This is a genomic window from Camelimonas abortus, from assembly GCF_042432745.1.
In the GTDB taxonomy this organism is placed as follows: Bacteria; Pseudomonadota; Alphaproteobacteria; order Rhizobiales; family Beijerinckiaceae; genus Camelimonas; species Camelimonas abortus.
In genome coordinates this window covers 1,922,103-1,940,374 of sequence record NZ_JBHLWR010000006.1, presented here as the reverse complement: position 1 = coordinate 1,940,374, position 18,272 = coordinate 1,922,103, and the positions used below count along the sequence as shown (strand labels likewise).

Annotated in this window: 16 protein-coding genes; 9 read left to right on the top strand and 7 right to left on the bottom strand. The window is 70.3% G+C overall.

What is annotated here, in order from left to right:
- The first annotated feature begins 31 nt into the window (after positions 1 to 31).
- Positions 32 to 175, top strand: coding sequence for a hypothetical protein (locus ACFFJB_RS10650; protein ID WP_376831341.1), 144 nt, complete (start codon positions 32 to 34; stop codon positions 173 to 175).
- A 49-nt stretch (positions 176 to 224) separates the two neighbouring features.
- On the opposite strand, the gene rpsT is transcribed toward ACFFJB_RS10650, so the two are convergent.
- The 4 genes from rpsT to mutM all read right to left on the bottom strand — a co-directional run bounded on the left by rpsT (position 225) and on the right by mutM (position 3,484).
- Complete coding sequence (gene rpsT / locus ACFFJB_RS10645) at positions 225 to 491, bottom strand: 30S ribosomal protein S20 (RefSeq protein WP_376831340.1); 267 nt, start codon at positions 489 to 491, stop codon at positions 225 to 227.
- Between the two features lie 143 nt (positions 492 to 634).
- The gene (locus tag ACFFJB_RS10640; RefSeq protein WP_376832651.1) at positions 635 to 1,441 is read right to left on the bottom strand and encodes a TSUP family transporter; all 807 of its coding nucleotides are present in this window, start codon (positions 1,439 to 1,441) and stop codon (positions 635 to 637) included.
- A 194-nt stretch (positions 1,442 to 1,635) separates the two neighbouring features.
- Complete coding sequence (locus ACFFJB_RS10635; RefSeq protein WP_376831339.1) at positions 1,636 to 2,409, bottom strand: enoyl-CoA hydratase; 774 nt, start codon at positions 2,407 to 2,409, stop codon at positions 1,636 to 1,638.
- Between the two features lie 193 nt (positions 2,410 to 2,602).
- Positions 2,603 to 3,484 carry a bifunctional DNA-formamidopyrimidine glycosylase/DNA-(apurinic or apyrimidinic site) lyase gene (gene mutM / locus ACFFJB_RS10630; RefSeq protein WP_376831338.1) on the bottom strand — a complete coding sequence of 294 codons (882 nt, stop codon included), beginning with the start codon at positions 3,482 to 3,484 and terminating at the stop codon, positions 2,603 to 2,605.
- Positions 3,485 to 3,700: 216 nt separating this feature from the next.
- On the opposite strand from mutM, the gene ubiE reads away from it, so the two are divergent.
- The 6 genes from ubiE (at position 3,701) to cysK (ending at position 9,844) form a co-directional block, all read left to right on the top strand.
- Positions 3,701 to 4,495 (top strand): bifunctional demethylmenaquinone methyltransferase/2-methoxy-6-polyprenyl-1,4-benzoquinol methylase UbiE, encoded by a 795-nt coding sequence (gene ubiE, locus ACFFJB_RS10625; RefSeq protein WP_376831337.1) that lies wholly within the window; start codon positions 3,701 to 3,703, stop codon positions 4,493 to 4,495.
- A 4-nt stretch (positions 4,496 to 4,499) separates the two neighbouring features.
- Positions 4,500 to 6,113 (top strand): 2-polyprenylphenol 6-hydroxylase, encoded by a 1,614-nt coding sequence (gene ubiB, locus ACFFJB_RS10620; RefSeq protein ID WP_376831336.1) that lies wholly within the window; start codon positions 4,500 to 4,502, stop codon positions 6,111 to 6,113.
- Positions 6,114 to 6,312: 199 nt separating this feature from the next.
- Positions 6,313 to 7,629 carry a phosphopantothenoylcysteine decarboxylase domain-containing protein gene (locus ACFFJB_RS10615; RefSeq protein ID WP_376831335.1) on the top strand — a complete coding sequence of 439 codons (1,317 nt, stop codon included), beginning with the start codon at positions 6,313 to 6,315 and terminating at the stop codon, positions 7,627 to 7,629.
- The gene (gene dut / locus ACFFJB_RS10610) at positions 7,626 to 8,090 is read left to right on the top strand and encodes a dUTP diphosphatase (protein WP_376831334.1); all 465 of its coding nucleotides are present in this window, start codon (positions 7,626 to 7,628) and stop codon (positions 8,088 to 8,090) included. Before ACFFJB_RS10615 ends, dut begins: the two co-directional genes overlap by 4 nt.
- A 187-nt stretch (positions 8,091 to 8,277) precedes the next feature.
- Positions 8,278 to 8,730 (top strand): RrF2 family transcriptional regulator, encoded by a 453-nt coding sequence (locus tag ACFFJB_RS10605; protein ID WP_376831333.1) that lies wholly within the window; start codon positions 8,278 to 8,280, stop codon positions 8,728 to 8,730.
- 133 nt (positions 8,731 to 8,863) lie between these two features.
- Positions 8,864 to 9,844: a cysteine synthase A gene (cysK, locus tag ACFFJB_RS10600; protein ID WP_376831331.1), complete on the top strand. Its 981-nt coding sequence runs from the start codon at positions 8,864 to 8,866 to the stop codon at positions 9,842 to 9,844.
- Between the two features lie 113 nt (positions 9,845 to 9,957).
- Here cysK and ACFFJB_RS10595 read toward each other — a convergent pair whose 3' ends face one another.
- From ACFFJB_RS10595 to ACFFJB_RS10585, 3 genes are all read right to left on the bottom strand, one after another.
- Positions 9,958 to 11,187 carry an ABC transporter substrate-binding protein gene (locus ACFFJB_RS10595; protein ID WP_376831329.1) on the bottom strand — a complete coding sequence of 410 codons (1,230 nt, stop codon included), beginning with the start codon at positions 11,185 to 11,187 and terminating at the stop codon, positions 9,958 to 9,960.
- Between the two features lie 194 nt (positions 11,188 to 11,381).
- Positions 11,382 to 13,199, bottom strand: coding sequence for a translational GTPase TypA (typA, locus tag ACFFJB_RS10590; protein WP_376831327.1), 1,818 nt, complete (start codon positions 13,197 to 13,199; stop codon positions 11,382 to 11,384).
- 302 nt (positions 13,200 to 13,501) lie between these two features.
- Entirely contained in the window at positions 13,502 to 14,734 is a 1,233-nt protein-coding gene (locus ACFFJB_RS10585) for an argininosuccinate synthase (RefSeq protein ID WP_376831325.1), read from the bottom strand.
- Between the two features lie 489 nt (positions 14,735 to 15,223).
- Between ACFFJB_RS10585 and pncB the strand changes: the two genes are divergently transcribed.
- Together pncB and ACFFJB_RS10575 are read left to right on the top strand one after the other, a co-directional pair.
- Positions 15,224 to 16,525 (top strand): nicotinate phosphoribosyltransferase, encoded by a 1,302-nt coding sequence (gene pncB / locus ACFFJB_RS10580; protein WP_376831324.1) that lies wholly within the window; start codon positions 15,224 to 15,226, stop codon positions 16,523 to 16,525.
- Between the two features lie 130 nt (positions 16,526 to 16,655).
- Positions 16,656 to 18,254 carry a peptide chain release factor 3 gene (locus ACFFJB_RS10575; protein WP_376831322.1) on the top strand — a complete coding sequence of 533 codons (1,599 nt, stop codon included), beginning with the start codon at positions 16,656 to 16,658 and terminating at the stop codon, positions 18,252 to 18,254.
- The last annotated feature ends 18 nt before the right edge of the window (positions 18,255 to 18,272 follow it).

Here is an 18,272-nt window from a genome sequence, read left to right as displayed (position 1 = left end):
TCCGCCCCCGATTCGGTTGGAGTCAGGCCGCTTGCTGCATAAAGCATTGGAATGGTTTGGTTTTGTGTGCGCGATCGCCGGCGTCGCCTGGCGTCGCCGCAGCCCCAAATTCTTCTCCGGAGTCAATCCGGAAAAACGCGGCGTGGCCACGACGCCGGCGCCGCGCGGCAAATAAAAAAGGCGCAGCGACAGGCGCTGCGCCTTTTGCGTGAACAGCTGGCGGATCAGGCGCCCAGCGCCTTCACCCGGCCCGCCAGGCGCGAAATCTTGCGCGAGGCGGTGTTCCTGTGCATCACGCCCTTCTGCGCCGCCCGCATGATCTCGGGCTGCGCGGCGCGCAGGGCGGCGAGGGCGGCCGCCTGGTCGCCGCTCGCAATGGCTTCTTCAACCTTGCGCACGAAGGTGCGCACGCGGCTCTTCCGGCTCCTGTTGATTGCCGTGCGAGCGAGAATCTTTCGGGTCGCCTTCTTGGCCGACGATGTGTTGGCCATCGCGCCGTCCTTGTGGTTGACCGGGTCGTCGCCGGCGCGGCCGGGACGACTCTGCGGAAGTTAAAAATGATGCGGACGGCCCCGGGCCGTCCTGTTGCCCGGCTTATAGGTTGGGACGCGCGCCACGTCAACGCGCCCGCGGCTCAGGAGCCGAAGATTTTGCCCGCCAGCGCCCGCCACGGTCCCGCTTCGTCCAGAAACAGCCGCAGCGCCATGGCGCAGCAGGCGAGCACCAGCAGCGGCCGGATCAGCCGCGCCCCGTTGCGGATGGCGAGCCCCGCCCCGATGCGCGCCCCGGCGAAGGCCGCCGCCCCCATCAGCAGCCCCAGCGGCCAGGCGATGGGCTGGGTGACGGCGAGAATCGCCAGCGCCCCGGCGTTGCTGGCGAAGTTGAGCGCCTTGGCCCGTCCGGTGGCCCGGGTGATTCCCAGCCCCAGCAGCCCCACGAAGGCCAGCATCAGCAGCGAGCCGGTTCCGGGCCCGAACACGCCGTCATAGAAGCCGATGGCCGGCGCCGCCGTCAGCGTGAACGCCGCCGGCGTCAGGCGCTGCTCGCGGTCGTCGTCGCCGAGGCGCGGGGAGAAGCCCATGTAGAGCGCGATGGCGACCAGCATCGGCGGCATGAAGGCGCGCAGGAAGCCTGTGGGCAGCGCGCTCACCAGCAGCGCTCCGGCCACCGAGCCGCCCATGGCCATGGCGAACATCGGCGCGGTGCGGGGCCAGTCGATGAGCCCGGCCCGGGTGAAGGCGACCGTGGCCGAGCCGGAGCCGAAGCTCGCCTGCAGCTTGTTCACCGCCAGCGCGCTCGCCGGCTGGAAGCCGGCCAGCAGCAGCGCCGGCAGCACGAGCAGGCCGCCGCCGCCGGCGATGGCGTCGATGAGCCCGGCGAGAAACGCCAGCCCCGTGAGCAGCCCGGCCATGCCGGCGGTGAGCGTCGCGCCCGGATCCATGCCCCCGCCCCAGGCGAGGGGCGCGGCCAGCAGCTGTTGCAGGGCGGCGAGGGGATCGGCGCTCATCGGGGGACCTCATCGGGCCGCATCGGGGGGCGGGAGAAAGCCGGGGGCCCTCCCGGGGCCTGTAACGCAAACGCCCCGCCGCTGGCGCGCCGGGGCGTGGCTCACGCGCAATGGCGGGGCGGAGCCGTTCAGGAGTTGGTGAAGTTCGGCGCGCGCTTCTCGACGAAGGCGGACATGCCTTCCTTCTGGTCGGCGGTGGCGAACAGGGCGTGGAACACGCGGCGCTCGAAGCGCACGCCCTCCGAGAGGGTGGTCTCGAAGGCGCGGTTCACCGTCTCCTTGGCCAGCATCACCGACGGCAGCGAGAAGGAGGCGATGGTCTCGGCCGCCTGCATGGCCTCCTCCATCAGCCTGTCAGCCGGCACGACGCGGGCGACGAGCCCGGCGCGCTCCGCTTCGGCGGCGTCCATCATGCGGCCGGTGAGGCACAGGTCCATGGCCTTGGCCTTGCCGACGGCGCGGGTGAGGCGCTGGGTGCCGCCGATGCCCGGAATGACGCCGAGCTTGATCTCCGGCTGGCCGAATCTGGCGTTGTCGGCGGCGATGATGATGTCGCAGATCATCGCCAGCTCGCAGCCGCCGCCGAGCGCGAAGCCGGCCACCGCGGCGATCATGGGCTTGCGGCGCGCGGCGATGCGGTCGCCGGTGATGAAGAAGTCCTCCAGATAGGTGGCCGGATAGGTCTTCTCCTGCATCTCCTTGATGTCGGCGCCGGCGGCGAAGGCGCGCTCGGAGCCGGTGATGACGATGCAGCCGATGCTGGCGTCCGCTTCAAAGGCGTCGAGCGCCTGGTTCAGCTCGTCCATGAGCTGCGCGTTCAGGGCGTTGAGCGCCTTCGGCCGGTTGAGGGTGATGACGCCGACCTTGCCGCGCGTCTCGGCGATGATGGTTTCGTAGCTCATGTGCGAAAACCCCCTGGGCCTGGTGCGCCTTCGCCGGCGCGCGCGTGCGCGCGGCGCGGCGGCGAAGGCCATGACGTTCCGTGCGGCCGTCGCGGTCAGGGCGGCGGCGCGTCGTCCGCCGGTCTAGCGCACCGGCCGGCGTCGCGTCCATGGGCATTTCCGCGCCGCCCGCACGGGCCGCCGCGCCCGGTCCTCAGCCCTGGCAGGCCGCGCACCAGAAGGTGGAGCGGCCGGACTGGGCGTCGCGGCGGATGGCGCCGCCGCAGCCCGGCGTGGGGCAGGGGGCGCCGGCGCGGTCGTAGACGCGGAAGGAATGCTGGAAATAGCCAAGGGCGCCGTCGGCGTGGCGGAAATCGCTGAGCGTGGAGCCGCCCGCCGCCACCGCCTCCGCCAGCACGGCGCGGATGGCCGCCGCCAGCCGCTCCGCCTCGCCGGCGTCAAGGGTGCCCGCCTTGCGGAACGGCGACAGGCCGGCGCGGTGCAGCGCCTCGTTCACGTAAATGTTGCCGAGCCCGGCGATGAGCCGCTGGTCGAGCAGCGCCGCCTTCAGCGGCGCCGATCGCCCCGCGAACAGCCGCAGCAGCAGCGCCCCGTCCAGCTCGTCGCCCAGCGGCTCCACGCCGAGGCGGCGGAACAGCGGATGCTCCGCCAGGGCGGCGCGCGGCGCCAGCGTCATGAAGCCGAAACGGCGGGCGTCGCTGTACACGATGGTGGCGCCGCCGGCGAAGTGGAGCAGCACGTGGTCGTGGGGCGACGCCGCCGCCGCGCCGGCGGCCGTCGCCTGGCGGTAAAAGACGCCGGGCGTGTGGCCCGGCGCGTCCGGGGCGTGGATGGTGAAGCGGCCGGTCATGCCCAGATGCATCACCAGCGTCTCGCCTGAGGAGAGATCGGCGAGCAGGTATTTGGCCCGCCGCCCGAGCCCCAGCACCCGCCTGCCGGCGAGGCGGGCGGCGAAATCCTCCGGAAAGGGAAAGCGCAGGTCCGGCCGGCGCAGCTCCACCGCGGCGATGGTCGCGCCGGCCATCACCGGCTCCAGGCCGCGGCGCACGGTCTCCACTTCCGGCAGCTCCGGCATGTCCTGCTCCCCTGCTGCGCCGCGCCCGTCGCGGCCGGCGCACCTTTAATATAATGGCGCGCGCCCGGATACGGGCGCGCGCCCCCCGTATCCGGGCGCGGGGCCTGCGTCCCGCCGCCGCGGCGCTTCCTGTGCAGGGCCCCGCGCGCCCGCCGCGTCGCATGGCGGGGCGGCGCATCATTCGCTATGCTGCGCGCCGTGCGAAAGGATGGCCCCATGACTGCCCGGACTCCCGAAGGCTCCGCGGAGACCGCCGCCGGCGACGGCAAGGCGCGGACCCACTTCGGTTTCTCGACCGTCGACCTCGACCGCAAGCAGGGTCTCGTGGACGAGGTGTTCCACAAGGTCGCGAAACGCTATGACCTGATGAACGACCTGATGTCCGGCGGGCTGCACCGGGCGTGGAAGGCGGACATGGTGGCGGCGCTGAACCCTTCGCCCGTCCGCGCCCTGAAGGTGCTGGACGTGGCCGGCGGCACCGGCGACGTCGCCTTCCGCATCCTGCGCGCCGGCGGGCCGGACACCCACGTCACCGTGCTGGACATCAACGGCGACATGCTGGCGGTGGGCCGCGAGCGCGCCGGCGACGCCTTTGGCGACCGCATCGATTTCGTCCAGGGCAACGCCGAGGCGCCGCCGTTTCCGGACGCTTCCTTCGACGCCTACACCATCGCCTTCGGCATCCGGAACGTGCCGCGGCTGGAGCAGGCCCTGGCCGAGGCGCACCGGGTGCTGCGGCGCGGCGGGCGCTTCCTGTGCCTTGAGTTCTCCAGCGTCGACATGCCGGGTCTCGACCGCATCTATGACGCCTATTCCTTCCACGTGATCCCGGCCATGGGGCGGCTGGTGACCGGCGACGCCGCGCCCTACCGCTACCTGGTCGAGTCGATCCGCAAGTTTCCCAACGCCGCGCTGTTCTCGGCCATGATCCGGGACGCCGGGTTCGCGCGCGTGAAGGCCCGCCCCATGACCGGCGGAATCGTCGCCCTGCATTCGGGATGGAAGATCTGAGTCCGTGTTCAGCACCCTGATCCATGGCGCGCGGCTGGTTGGCGTCGGCTTCGTGTTCGCGCGCGAAGGCGCGCTGGCGCTTGTCGATCCGGCCCTGCTGCCGCCGGCGGCGCGCCTGGGGTTGCGGCTGGCGCGGCTGCTGGAGCGCCGCGACGTCGCGGCCGGAGGCGGCGGGGAAGGGCGCCTCGCCGCCGCCCTCACCCGGCTCGGCCCCAACTGGGTGAAGCTCGGCCAGTTCATGGCCACCCGTCCGGACGTGGTCGGCGTGCGCATCGCCCGCGAGCTGGAGCGCCTGCAGGACCGCATGCCGCCGTTCCCCACCGGCCAGGCGCGGGCCATCATCGAGCAGTCGCTGGGCCGGCCCTTCGACGAGATGTTCGTGGAGTTCAGCGAGCCGGTGGGCGCCGCCTCCATCGCCCAGGTGCACATGGCGCGCCTTGCGCCGGGCGCGCGGCGGCGGGCGGGCGAGGCGGATTCCGGCGCGGGCGCCGGTCTGGTGGCGGTGAAGGTGCTGCGCCCTGGCGTGCGCGCCCGGTTCCAGCGGGATCTCGGGGCCATGCGCTTCGCCGCCCGCGCCGCCGAGCGGCTGCTGCCGTCCGCCCGCCGGCTGCGGCCGCTGGAGGTGGTGGAGACGCTGGCCCGGTCGGTGGCCATCGAGATGGACCTGCGTCTTGAGGCGGCGGCGCTGTCGGAGATGGCGGCCAACACCGCCGGCGATCCGGATTTCCGCACGCCGCGCGTCGAATGGTCGTTCACCGAACGCGACGTGATGACCAGCGAGTGGATCGACGGCGTGAAGCTGACCGATCTCGCCGCGGTGGACGCCGCCGGCTTCGACCGCAAGGCGCTGGCGGCGGCGATCATCCAGTCGTTCCTGCGCCATGCGCTGCGCGACGGCTTTTTCCACGCCGACATGCACCCCGGCAACCTGTTCGTGGACCGGACCGGCCGGCTGGTGGCGGTGGACTTCGGCATCATGGGCCGGCTCGGCCACAGGGAGCGCCGTTTCCTCGCGGAGATTCTCTATGGCTTCATCACCCGCGACTACCGGCGGGTGGCGGAGGTGCATTTCGAGGCCGGCTACGTGCCGCGCGCCCACAGCGTCGATGATTTCGCCCAGGCCATCCGCGCCATCGGCGAGCCAATCCACAACCGTCGCGCCGACGAAATCTCCATGGGCCGCCTGCTCACCCTGCTGTTCGAGGTGACGGCGCTGTTCCAGATGCAGACCCGCCCCGAGCTGGTGATGCTGCAGAAGACCATGGTGGTGGTGGAGGGCGTGGCCCGCAGCCTCGATCCGCACCTCGACATGTGGCGCACCGCCGATCCGGTGGTGCGCGAGTGGATCGCCCGCAATCTCGGTCCGGCGGGGCGGCTGGAGGAGGCGGGGCGCGGCCTGCAGGCCCTGGCGGCGCGCCTCGGCGCCCTGCCCGAAACCCTGGAGCGCTGCGAGCGCGTGCTGGAGCGCCTTGAGACGGCGACCCGGACCGGCTTCGCCCTGGACCGGGAGAGCGTCGAGCGCATCGGCCGCGCCGAGGCGCGCGGCATGCGCGCCGCCGCCGTCGCCCTGTGGGTCATCGCCGCGCTGCTGGCGGCGCTGGCGTGGCGGGCGTTCTGACCGACGCTCCGGGGCTGCGCGCAAAAATTTTTCACTCCGGCCCGCCAGGGGGGAGGGATGATATTGCCAGGCCGGCCCGGATGCTCCAGGCACAGGGCGACAGGCCTGACGACGGGGAGGCGGACGGCGCGCCATGACCGCCCCACGGCGGAGGGCCCGCCACGGGCGCCTGTCCGGGGCGCTGAACAGGGAGATCGTCATGCTGTCTGGTCGCCGGATCCTGCTGGTCATTGGCGGCGGCGTCGCCGCCTACAAGGCGCTCGACCTCATCCGCCGCCTGAAGGAGCGCGGCGCCGCGGTGCGCTGCGTCATGACCGCGGGGGCGCAGGAATTCGTCACGCCGCTGTCCGCCGCGGCGCTGTCGCAGGAAAAGGTGTTCACCGACCTGTTTTCGCTCACCGACGAGGCGGACATCGGCCACATCCGCCTCTCGCGCGAATCAGACCTGGTCGTGGTGGCACCCGCCACCGCCGACCTGATGGCGAAGGCCGCCAGCGGCCTCGCCAACGACCTCGCCTCCAACATCCTGCTGGCCACTGACAAGCCGGTGCTGATGGCCCCGGCCATGAACCCGCGCATGTGGGCCCACCCGGCCACCCGCCGCAACCTCGCCACGCTGGCCGCCGACGGCGTGCTGTTCGTCGGCCCCAATGCGGGCTCCATGGCCGAGCGCGGCGAATCGGGCGTCGGCCGCATGGCCGAGCCGCTGGAGATCGTGGCCGCGGTGGAGGCCGCCCTCGCCGGCGGCGCGAAGCCGCCGGCGCCGTCCGTGGCATGGCGGGACGTGATCTACCAGGGCGCCGGCCCGGCGCCGCCGCCGGCGCCAGGCCGGCTGCCGCCCCAGGGGCCGCTGGCCGGCATGCGCGTGCTCGTGACCTCCGGGCCCACCCACGAGCCCATCGATCCGGTGCGCTACATCGCCAACCGCTCCTCCGGCCGCCAGGGCCACGCCATCGCGGCCGCCGCCGCCCAGGCCGGCGCCCGGGTGACGCTGGTGAGCGGCCCGGTGAACCTGCCCGATCCGCCCGGCGTGCGCGTGGTGAAGGTGGAGACCGCCCGCGAGATGCTGCAGGCGGTGGAGGCGGCCCTGCCGGCGGACGCCGCCGTGTTCACCGCCGCAGTGGCCGACTGGCGCGTCGCCGGCGCCGCCGGCGAGAAGATCAAGAAAACCGCCGACGGCGCTCCGCCGGCCCTGGCCCTGGTGGAGAACCCGGACATTCTCGCCGCCGTCTCGCAGATGGCCTCCGGCCGGCCGAAGCTGGTGGTGGGCTTCGCGGCCGAAACCGAAAAGGTGCTGGAGCACGCGAAGGCGAAGCTGGCGCGCAAGGGCTGCGACTGGATCGTGGCCAATGACGTCTCCCCCGAAAGCGGCGTGATGGGCGGTGAGCGCAACACCGTGCATCTGGTCACCGCCGAAGGCGTCGAGGACTGGCCGACCATGAACAAGGACGAGGTGGCGCGCCGCCTCGTGGCGCGCATCGCCGACGCCCTGGCCCGCGCGGGCGCCGGCGCATGATTCCGGATCCGTCCGCGCGCATCCTGCGCATCCTGCGCCTGCCGCATGCGGCGGACCTGCCGGCTCCGGCCTACGCCAGCGCCGGCGCCGCCGGCTTCGACCTGCGCGCCGCCACCGACGGCGAGGTCACCCTCGCTCCCGGGGAGCGGCGCCTCATTCCCACCGGCTTCTGCGTCGCCGTGCCGGAGGGCTGGGAGATGCAGGTGCGGCCGCGCTCCGGCCTCGCCGTCCGCCATGGCGTCACCGTGGCCAACGCGCCCGGCACGGTGGACAGCGACTATCGCGGCGAGGTGATGGTGTGCCTGGTCAATCTGGGCGATGCGCCCTTCGTCATCGCCCGCGGCGACCGCATCGCCCAGGCGGTGCTGGCCCCCGCGCCGCAGTGGCGGCTGGTTGAGGTGGCGGCGCTGGACGAAACCGCGCGCGGCGCCGGCGGCTTTGGCTCCACCGGCGTGGCGTAGGCCGGTTCCGCCGGCGGCGCACGCCCGCCGCCCTTCGGGCTCCGGCTGGCGGTCCGGGGACATAATTTACACAAAACGCGGTGAAAAGCTTCCGTTCACCGTGTGCGGCTGTTAAAAGACCCCGTCATGTTGCAGGCGGCGGCCTTTGTGCGACGCGGCCGCCGCGGAGGCAGGGGAGAGTTGCGCCATGATGCTGTTGTCGCGACGGAGCGTGCTGGCGATCGCCGCGGTGGTGGACGTGGCGCTTCACGCCAGACCCCTTCCCGTCGCCGCCAAGCTGCTGGCGGCCCGCCACCAGCTGCCGCCGCGCCATCTGGAGACCGTGCTGCAGACCCTGGTGCGCGCCGGCATCCTCAAGGGCGTGCGCGGCCCGCGCGGCGGCTACGAGCTGGCGCGGGAGCGCCGCCGCATCACCGCCGGGCAGATCGTGCGCGCGGTGATGGCCGGCAATGAGGACGAGGCGCTGCCGCCCGCCCCCGAGTCGCCGCTGGTGGACCAGGTGATCGATCCGGCCGTGCGCGCCGCCGGCGCCGCCTTCCTCGCCAGCCTCGACGCCATCACCGTGGAGGACCTGTGCCGCACCGCCGAGGCGAAACGGGTGTTCGGCGACTCCACCGCGCCTGTTGATTTTACAATTTGATCCGTGCAATAATTATTTGCACATCAAAATGCCGGTAAATGAAACGGGGCCGGCAGTTTCGGTGACGGCCGGTCGCCGGCGATCGGTGCGACAGGCGCAGTTCAGGGTCAATCCGTGACCGAAGGAGCATGTCATGGCTGATAACGCATCCAGCAGCGCGGGCGGCAAGGCGCCCGGTCGCGGCCGCATTTATGATTCGATCACCCAGACCATCGGCGACACGCCGCTGGTGCGCCTGAAGCGCCTCGCCGGGGAGCGCGGGGTGAAGGCCAGTCTTCTGGCCAAGCTTGAGTTCTTCAACCCGATCTCCAGCGTGAAGGACCGTATCGGCGTCAGCATGATTGACGCGCTGGAGGCGGAGGGCCGCATCGCTCCGGGCGCCACGCTGATCGAGCCCACCTCCGGCAACACCGGCATCGCGCTGGCCTTCGTCGCCGCCGCCCGCGGCTATCGCCTGATCCTGGTGATGCCCGAGACCATGTCGATCGAGCGGCGCAAGATGCTGCAGCTGCTCGGCGCCCAGCTTGAGCTCACCCCCGGCGCCCAGGGCATGCGCGGCGCCATCGCCCGCGCCCAGGAGCTGCACGCCCAGATCCCGGGCTCGATCATTCCGCAGCAGTTCGCCAATCCGGCCAATCCGGCCATCCACCGCGCCACCACCGCGGAGGAGATCTGGAACGACACCAGTGGCGAGGTGGACTACTTCGTCGCCGGCGTCGGCACCGGCGGCACCATCACCGGCGTCGGCCAGATCCTGAAGCAGCGCCGCCCGGGCGTGAAGATCGTCGCCGTGGAGCCGGAGGACAGCCCGGTGCTCTCCGGCGGCCAGCCTGGCCCGCACAAGATCCAGGGCATCGGCGCCGGCTTCGTGCCGGAGATCCTTGACCGTTCGGTGATCGACGAAGTCATCACCGTCGGCAACCAGACCGCCTTTGACACCGCCCGCCAGATGGCCCGCCTCGAGGGCATTCCGGTCGGCATCTCCTCCGGCGCGGCGGTGGCCGCCGCCCTGGAGCTGGGCGCGCGGCCGGAGGCCGCCGGCAAGAACATCGTCATCATCATCCCCTCCTTCGCCGAGCGTTACCTGTCGACGCCGCTGTTCGAGGGTCTGTGAGACGTCTGCGCGCGGGGCCGGTCCCCGCCGCATGGACATGAAAGGCGAAACGCGCCGCCCGCAGGCGGCGCGTCCCGTTTTGTCCTGTCCCGGGCGCGGCCGGACAGGCCGCGTCACTTCTTCGGCGGGGTGAAGTCGTCGGTGAGGATGGGGCCGAACAGCACCCAGCGCTCGCCGTCGAAGCGCATCATCTGGAACTGCTTGTTGATGCGGTAGTCGTCCTTGCCGGTGATCGACATGCCGGGCAGGGCGAGGTCAGGCCTGAAGTCCGGGCTGATGTTGGTGGCCTGCTTCATGATGTTGGTGCGGGTAAGGTTGTCGCCGGCCTGCTTCAGGATCTGCTCAAGGCACTGGGCCGTGGAGTAGCCGTAGGTGGCGATGCCGCTGTCGGCGTCCTCATTGGGCGCGTATTTCTTCATGAACGCCTTGTAGCGCTTCATGCCCGGATCGTCGGCCCACTGCGGATCAAGCGGATCCTTGCCGTAGTTCACCGAGATGATGCCCCTGGCGTTCTCGAGGCCGGCCGGCACAAGGGTCTGGCTCACGGGCGTGGCGTTGATGTCGATGATGTGCACCGGCTTCCAGCCCATCTCGGCCGCCTTCTTGATGGCCTGGGCGGCGAAGCGCGGCGTCGACATGTTGTAGAACAGGTCGGCGCCGGAGGCCTTCAGCTTCACCATCTGGGCGTCGATGGTGGGGTCGCTGAGCTCGTAGGAGGCTTCGGCGACGATCATGTCCTTCGCCCGGTCGCCGAGCACGTCCTTGAGGCCCTTCACATAGTCCTTCCCCAGGTCGTCGTTCTGGTAAAGGATGGCGATCTTCGCGTCGGGATGATGCTCAAGGATGTATTTGCCGTAGATGTGCGCTTCTGACTGGTAGTTCGGGTTGAACGCCAGCGTCCACGGATAGTTCTCCGGGTCGGTGAAGCGCGTGGCGCCGGTGGAGGCCAGCAGCTGCGGCACCTTCTTCTCGTTAAGATATTTCTGCACCGCCGCGTTCGAGGGGGTGCCGATGATCTGGAACGTCAGCAGCACGCCGTCGTTTTCGACCAGACGGCGCACCTGCTCCACCGCCTTGGGCGGGTTGTAGGCGTCGTCGTACTGGATGAAGTTGATCTTGCGGCCGTTGACGCCGCCGTTCTCGTTGAGCATGCGGAAATAGGCGGCCTGCACGCGGCCGATGCCGGCGTAGGCGGAAGCCGGGCCGCTCAGCGGCGTCGTCTGGCCGATCTTGATCTCGGTGTCGCTCGCCCCCTGGTCATATTTCTTTTCGGCGAACGCGGGCGCGGCGACGGCGACGGCCAGCGCGAACGCGGCCAGCGCCGACTTCCTGAATCTGCTCATGCGTCTCCCTCCCTCGGCGGGCGCGGCGCCTCGCGCGCCGCAGGAGACACGATATGATACATGTTATAACAGGTGTATTCGTCTTCCGGCCTGGGCGCGGCCGCAGGCGGCGCGGGCGCCGTGGCGCGCGGCCCCCCCAAGAAACGCGACGCCCGGACGGGCGCCGCGCTGGTGCTTCCGGCTGCGGGGAGGGGTCAGCCTTCCTTCGTCTTGCTCATGCGCTTGCGCTCGTTGGGATCGAGATAGCGCTTGCGCAGGCGGATCGACTTCGGCGTCACCTCCACCAGCTCGTCGTCCTGGATCCAGGCCAGGGCCCGCTCCAGGGTCATGCGCACCGGCGGGGTGAGGCGCACGGCCTCGTCCCTGGAGGTGGTGCGGATGTTGGTGAGTTTCTTGCCCTTGAGGACGTTGACCTCCAGGTCATTGTCGCGGTTGTGGATGCCCACGATCATGCCCTGGTACACCTTGACGCCCGGCTCGATGATCATCGGGCCGCGATCCTCCAGGTTCCACAGGGCGTAGGCCACCGCCTCGCCCTGGTCGTTGGAGATCAGCACGCCGTTGGTGCGCCCGGCCAGCTCGCCCTTGTAGGGCTCATAGGCGTGGAACAGGCGGTTCATGATCGCCGTGCCGCGGGTGTCGGTGAGCAGCTCCGACTGGTAGCCGATGAGGCCGCGGGTGGGCGCGTGGAACACGAGGCGCAGGCGGCCGCCGCCGGAGGGGCGCATCTCGATCATCTCGCCCTTGCGCTCCGACATCTTCTGCACCACCGTGCCGGAGTACTCCTCGTCGACGTCGATCACCACCTCCTCGACGGGCTCCAGCGTCTCGCCGTTCCCGTTCTGGCGGAACACCACGCGCGGACGCGACACCGCCAGCTCGAAGCCTTCGCGGCGCATGGTCTCGATCAGGATGGCCAGCTGCAGCTCGCCGCGGCCGGAGACGTAGAAGCTGTCCTTGTCCTCGGCTTCCTCGATCTTCAGCGTGATGTTGCCTTCCGCCTCCTTGAACAGGCGGTCGCGGATCATGCGGCTGGTGACCTTGTCGCCCTCGGTGCCGGCCAGCGGGCTGTCGTTGACGAGGAACGACATGGTCACCGTCGGCGGGTCGATCGGCTGCGCCTGGATCGGCGCGGTCACCGACGGATCGCAGAAAGTGTCGGCCACCGACCCCCTGGTCAGGCCGGCGATGGCGACGATGTCGCCCGCCTCGCCCACCTCGATCGGCTGGCGCTCGATGCCGCGGAAGGCGAGGATCCTGGTGACGCGGCCGCTCTCCACCAGATTGCCGTCGCGGTCGATGACCTTGATGGTCTGGTTGGGCCGCACCGAGCCGGAGGCGATGCGGCCGGTGATGATGCGCCCCAGATAGGGGTTGGCCTCCAGCAGCGTGCCCAGCATGCGGAACGGGCCGGGCTCCACCTTCGCCTCCGGCACATGGCGCAGCACCAGGTCAAACAGCGGCGCGAGGCCCTGGTCGCGCGGCCCGTCCGGCGATTCGGCCATCCAGCCGTCGCGGCCGGAGCCATAGAGAATCGGGAAGTCGAGCTGCTCGTCCGTGGCGTCCAGCGCCGCGAACAGGTCGAACACCTCGTTGATGACCTCGTCGGGGCGCGCGTCCGGACGGTCGATCTTGTTGACCGCCACGATCGGCCGCAGGCCCACCTTGAGGGCCTTGCCGACCACGAACTTGGTCTGCGGCATCGGGCCTTCGGCGGCGTCCACCAGCACGATCACGCCGTCCACCATGGAGAGGATGCGCTCCACCTCGCCGCCGAAGTCGGCGTGGCCGGGCGTGTCCACGATGTTGATGCGCACGTCCTTCCAGACGACCGAGGTGACCTTGGCGAGAATGGTGATGCCGCGCTCGCGCTCCAGGTCATTGGAGTCCATCACGCGCTCGGCGACGCGCTGGTTCTCGCGGAACGAACCGGACTGCTGCAGCAGCTTGTCGACCAGGGTGGTCTTGCCATGGTCGACGTGTGCGATGATCGCGATGTTGCGAAGTGACATATAAAGGCGCCTGCCTGGGTAATTCAGCGCATGTCCGCCGGGAGCCATGGGGAAACGACGGTCCTGCGGCCGCCCCGTTCAGGCTGGAACGGCCCCGCATGCGCTCACCGCCGGGTCCTGTCAGGACCTGCGCCAGTTTTTGCTGATGGCTCCATATGCAGGCGCGGGGGACCGGATGCAACCCAAAATGACAGGCGCACGCCATCCCCGTCCGCTGCGCAGGCGCCGCGCGGCGCCCGCGAAACGGTCGCAATCTCCGCCACTTGCCGCAGGGCGGGGGGCGCCGCGCCCCCCGCGCCGCCTCACAGGCCGAGCTTGCGTTTGCGCTGCGCCAGGGTGCGCAGGCGCAGGGCGTTGAGCCGGATGAAGCCGGCGGCGTCGCGGTGGTCGTAAGCCACGGCGCCTTCCTCGAAGGTCACCAGCTCCTGGTCATACAGCGTGTACGGGCTCTGGCGGCCGACCACGTGCACGCCGCCCTTGTAGACCATCAGCCGCACCTCGCCGGTGACATGTTCCTGGCTCCTGTCGATCAGCGCCTGCAGCATCTCGCGCTCCGGCGAGAACCAGAAGCCGTTGTAGATGAGCTCGGCGTATTTCGGCATCAGCTCATCCTTGAGATGGGCCGCGCCGCGGTCGAGGGTGATCGACTCCATGGCCCGGTGGGCGACCAGCAGGATCGTGCCGCCGGGGGTCTCGTACATGCCGCGGCTCTTCATGCCGACGAAGCGGTTCTCGACGAGGTCGAGACGGCCGACGCCGTTGTCGTGGCCAATCCTGTTGAGATGCGCCAGCAGAGTCGCCGGGCTCATCTTCACGCCGTCGACGGCGACCGGATCGCCCTTCTCGAACGTGATGGAGACATAGGTCGGTCTGTCCGGCGCCTCGAGCGGCGAGACGGTGCGGGAGTAGACGTAGTCCGGCACTTCCCGGGCCGGATCCTCCAGCACCTTGCCCTCGGAAGAGGAGTGCAGCAGGTTCGCGTCCACCGAGAACGGGGCCTCGCCGCGCTTGTCCTTTGCGATCGGGATCTGGTGCTTCTCCGCGAAGTCGAGCAGGGCGGTGCGCGAGGTCAGCTCCCATTCGCGCCAGGGGGCGATGACGGTGACGTCGGGCTTCAGCGCGTAATAGCTCAGCTCGAAGCGCACCTGGTCGTTGCCCTTGCCGGTGGCGCCGTGGGCCACGGCGTCGGCGCCGGTGGCCTCGGCGATCTCGATCTGCTTTTTCGCGATCAGCGGCCGGGCGATGGAGGTGCCGAGCAGGTACACGCCCTCATACTGGGCGTTGGCGCGGAACATCGGGAACACGTAATCGCGCACGAATTCCTCGCGCAGGTCCTCGATGTAGATGTTCTCGGGCTTGATGCCGAGCATCAGCGCCTTCTGCCGCGCCGGCTCCAGCTCCTCGCCCTGGCCGAGGTCCGCCGTGAAGGTCACGACCTCGCAGCCATAGGTGGTCTGCAGCCATTTCAGGATGATCGAGGTGTCAAGACCGCCTGAATAGGCCAGGACCACCTTGTTGACGCGTTTTCCCGACATGATCTTTCCATTGCAGCGGGGGCCCCGCAGGCAGGGCCGCGATTGCGGGCGTGTTCCGGTCAGGCGCCGGCGTCCTCGCCGGAGAACGCAAGGCCATGGGAGCGTTGCGCGCAGGACCGCCCGGCCTGCGGCGCAGCGCCGGCGTCGTCGCGCCCTTGCCGGCGGACTATAGAAAGATGCGCCGCGCGCGCAAGGCGACCATGCGGCGCCGGCAGGGGCGGGAGAGCGGCGGCTTTCCGGCGGCGGCCGCCGCCGGCGCGGCCGCGGCCCGGCGGCCCCGCCTGTGGCGGCCGATTGGGGCCATCTCGTGGCCGTCTCCCCGGCTTTCCTCGCCTGATCGTGTCTCCGCGGCGGTCCCCGCGCGCCCTCTCGCCTTGACAACGCCGCCGCGAGACGGATTTTGCAACCGTTCGGGGCCAGACCCCTGTTTCGGGCGCGGGACGCCGGCGGCGTCTCCTCCAGCGCAGCAGCACCGGGGCGGAGGCCCTCATGTCGCACATCGATATCGCCCGCCGGGTTTACGATCACAGCTGGAAGCTGGATCCGATCATCCGCAGCCTGCTCGACACCGATTTCTACAAGCTACTGATGTTGCAGATGATCTGGGGGCTGTTCCGCGACGTGCGCGTGGACTTCACCCTGATCAACCGGTCGAAGGACATCCGCATCGCCGACCAGGTGGACGAGCAGGAGCTGCGCGAACAGCTCGACCACGCCCGCACCCTGCGCTTCTCCAAGAAGGAGATGATCTGGCTGGCCGGCAACACCTTCTACGGCCGCAGGCAGATCTTCGAGCCGGACTTTCTCGCCTGGCTGGCCGAGTTCCAGCTGCCGGAATATGACCTGCGCCGCGAGGACGGCCAGTTCGTGCTCACCTTCAGCGGCCCCTGGACCCACACCACCATGTGGGAGATCCCGGCGCTGGCCATCGTCAACGAGCTGCGCTCGCGCGCGGCCATGCGCCGGATGGGCCGCTTCGACCTCGACGTGCTCTACGCCCGCGCCAAGTCGCGCCTGTGGGAGAAAGTGGAGCGCCTGCGCCAGCTGCCGGACCTGCGCATCTCCGATTTCGGCACCCGCCGGCGCCACGGCTTCCTGTGGCAGCGCTGGTGCGTGGAGGCGCTGAAGGAGGGGCTGGGGCGCAAGCTGCTCGGCACCTCCAACGTGCTCCTCGCCATGGAGACGGACCTTGAGGCCATCGGCACCAACGCCCATGAGCTGCCCATGGTGATGGCGGCGCTGGCCGACACCGACGAGGAGCGGCTGACGGCGCCCTACCGGGTGCTGGAGTCGTGGAAAAAATACTATGGCGGCAACCTGCTGGTGGTGCTGCCGGACGCCTTCGGCACCGCCAGCTTCCTGAAGCACGCGCCGGAATGGGTGGCGGACTGGACCGGCTTCCGCCCCGATTCCCGCCCGCCCGTCGAGGGCGGCGAGGAGATCATCGCCTGGTGGCGGGCGCGCGGCCGCGATCCGCGCGAGAAGCTGCTGGTGTTCTCCGACGCGCTGGACGTGGACTCGATCGAGAGGACCTACCATCACTTCCACGGCCGGGTGCGCATGAGCTTCGGCTGGGGCACCAACCTCACCAACGACTTCGAGGGCTGCGCCACGCGCCCGGACCTCGACCTGCGCCCCGCCTCGCTGGTGTGCAAGGTCTCCAGCGCCAACGGCCGCCCGGCGGTGAAGCTCTCCGACAACCTGCAGAAGGCGACCGGAACGCCGGAGGCCATCGCCCACTACATGAAGGTGTTCGACTATCCGGCCCCGCAGGGCGTCGCCGCCGGCTGACGCCCGTGAGGCGCTCGCCCCGGCGGGCGAAACCTGCTAGGAGGCCTCTCGCTGCGGCTGGCGCCGGCAGGCGGCCAGCCCTCCGACATCCTGAAGCGACCGCCGCCGGCGGTCCGCCGGACAGATTCCAATGAACGCCCAGTCTTCTCCCGAGGCCAGAGCCGTCGCCCGGCGGCGGACCTTCGCCATCATCTCCCACCCGGACGCGGGCAAGACCACGCTCACCGAAAAGCTGCTGCTGTTCGGCGGCGCCATCCAGCTCGCCGGCGCGGTCCGCGCCAGACGCGGCGGCGCCGCCACCCGTTCGGACTGGATGGGCATCGAGAAGGAGCGCGGCATCTCCGTCGTCACCTCGGTGATGACCTTCGAGTACGGCGATCACGTCTTCAACCTGCTCGACACGCCCGGCCACGAGGACTTCTCCGAAGACACCTACCGCACGCTCACCGCCGTGGACGCAGCGGTGATGGTGATCGACGCCGCCAAGGGCATCGAGGCGCGCACGCGCAAGCTGTTCGAGGTGTGCCGCCTGCGCGACATCCCGATCATCACCTTCATCAACAAGCTGGACCGCGAGTCGCGCGATCCTTTCGATCTGCTGGACGAGATCTCGAAAACCCTGGCGCTGGACACCTCGCCCGTGACCTGGCCGGTGGGCTCGGGCCGCTCCTTCGCCGGCACCTACAACCTGCGCGACCGGCGCGTGCGCCTGGTGGACAAGGACGACGACGGCTTCTTCGTGGAGGGCGCGGACGATCCGGAGCTGCTCGGCCTGCTGCCCGAGCACGAGCGCGCGGCCTTCCACGAGAGCGTCTCGCTGGCCGAGGCGGCGCTGGAGCCGTTTGACCTCCAGGCCTTCCGCGAGGGCCACCTGACTCCGGTGTTCTTCGGCTCGGCCCTGCGCAACTTCGGCGTGCGCGACCTCATTGACGCGGTGGCGGAGTTCGCGCCGCCGCCGCGCCCCCAGCAGGCCGCCACCCGCATGGTGGAGCCCACCGAGCCGCGCATGACCGGCTTCGTGTTCAAGATCCAGGCCAACATGGATCCCAACCACCGCGACCGCATCGCCTTCCTGCGCATCTGCTCCGGGCGGCTGACGCGCGGCATGAAGGCGCGCCTGGCGCGCACCGGTAAGCCCATGACCCTCTCGGCGCCGCAGTTCTTCTTCGCCCAGGACCGCTCCATCGCCGAGGAGGCCTGGGCCGGCGACGTGGTGGGCATTCCCAACCATGGAACGCTGCGCATCGGCGACACCCTCACCGAGGGCGAGGACCTGGTGTTCCGCGGCGTGCCGAGCTTCGCGCCGGAAATCCTGCGCCGTGTGAAGCTCACCGATCCGATGAAGGCCAAGAAGCTCCGCGAGGCCCTGCAGCAGATGGCCGAGGAGGGCGTGGTGCAGGTGTTCACGCCCCTCGACGGCTCCGGGGCCATTGTCGGCGTGGTCGGCTCCCTGCAGCTCGACGTGCTGAAGGAGCGGCTGAAGAGCGAATACGGCCTGCCCATCGACTTCGAGCCCACCCGCTTCACCATCTGCCGCTGGATCTCCGCCGACAGCCCGGCCGGGCTGGAGAAGTTCGTGAACGCCCATACCTCGTCGATAGCCCTCGACCTGGACCGCGAGCCGGTGTTCATGGCCACCTCCGCCTTCTCGCTGAACTACGAGCTGGAGCGCCATCCGGAGGTCCGGGCGTCCGACGTCAAGGATTACCAGGCGGGCGTCGCCGGCTGAGCGACGCGCCTCACACGG

What these genes read in the sequence shown, in the direction of transcription:
- ACFFJB_RS10640 (WP_376832651.1), bottom strand. Translation starts at nt 1,441, where the DNA reads ATGGATCCGGGCGCGACGCTCACCGCCGGCATGGCCGGGCTGCTCACG.
- ACFFJB_RS10585 (WP_376831325.1), bottom strand. Translation starts at nt 14,734, where the DNA reads ATGTCGGGAAAACGCGTCAACAAGGTGGTCCTGGCCTATTCAGGCGGT.
- cysK (WP_376831331.1), top strand. Translation starts at nt 8,864, where the DNA reads ATGGCTGATAACGCATCCAGCAGCGCGGGCGGCAAGGCGCCCGGTCGC.
- dut (WP_376831334.1), top strand. Translation starts at nt 7,626, where the DNA reads ATGATTCCGGATCCGTCCGCGCGCATCCTGCGCATCCTGCGCCTGCCG.
- rpsT (WP_376831340.1), bottom strand. Translation starts at nt 491, where the DNA reads ATGGCCAACACATCGTCGGCCAAGAAGGCGACCCGAAAGATTCTCGCT.
- mutM (WP_376831338.1), bottom strand. Translation starts at nt 3,484, where the DNA reads ATGCCGGAGCTGCCGGAAGTGGAGACCGTGCGCCGCGGCCTGGAGCCG.
- ACFFJB_RS10605 (WP_376831333.1), top strand. Translation starts at nt 8,278, where the DNA reads ATGATGCTGTTGTCGCGACGGAGCGTGCTGGCGATCGCCGCGGTGGTG.
- ubiE (WP_376831337.1), top strand. Translation starts at nt 3,701, where the DNA reads ATGACTGCCCGGACTCCCGAAGGCTCCGCGGAGACCGCCGCCGGCGAC.
- ACFFJB_RS10595 (WP_376831329.1), bottom strand. Translation starts at nt 11,187, where the DNA reads ATGAGCAGATTCAGGAAGTCGGCGCTGGCCGCGTTCGCGCTGGCCGTC.
- pncB (WP_376831324.1), top strand. Translation starts at nt 15,224, where the DNA reads ATGTCGCACATCGATATCGCCCGCCGGGTTTACGATCACAGCTGGAAG.
- ACFFJB_RS10575 (WP_376831322.1), top strand. Translation starts at nt 16,656, where the DNA reads ATGAACGCCCAGTCTTCTCCCGAGGCCAGAGCCGTCGCCCGGCGGCGG.
- ACFFJB_RS10635 (WP_376831339.1), bottom strand. Translation starts at nt 2,409, where the DNA reads ATGAGCTACGAAACCATCATCGCCGAGACGCGCGGCAAGGTCGGCGTC.
- ACFFJB_RS10615 (WP_376831335.1), top strand. Translation starts at nt 6,313, where the DNA reads ATGCTGTCTGGTCGCCGGATCCTGCTGGTCATTGGCGGCGGCGTCGCC.
- typA (WP_376831327.1), bottom strand. Translation starts at nt 13,199, where the DNA reads ATGTCACTTCGCAACATCGCGATCATCGCACACGTCGACCATGGCAAG.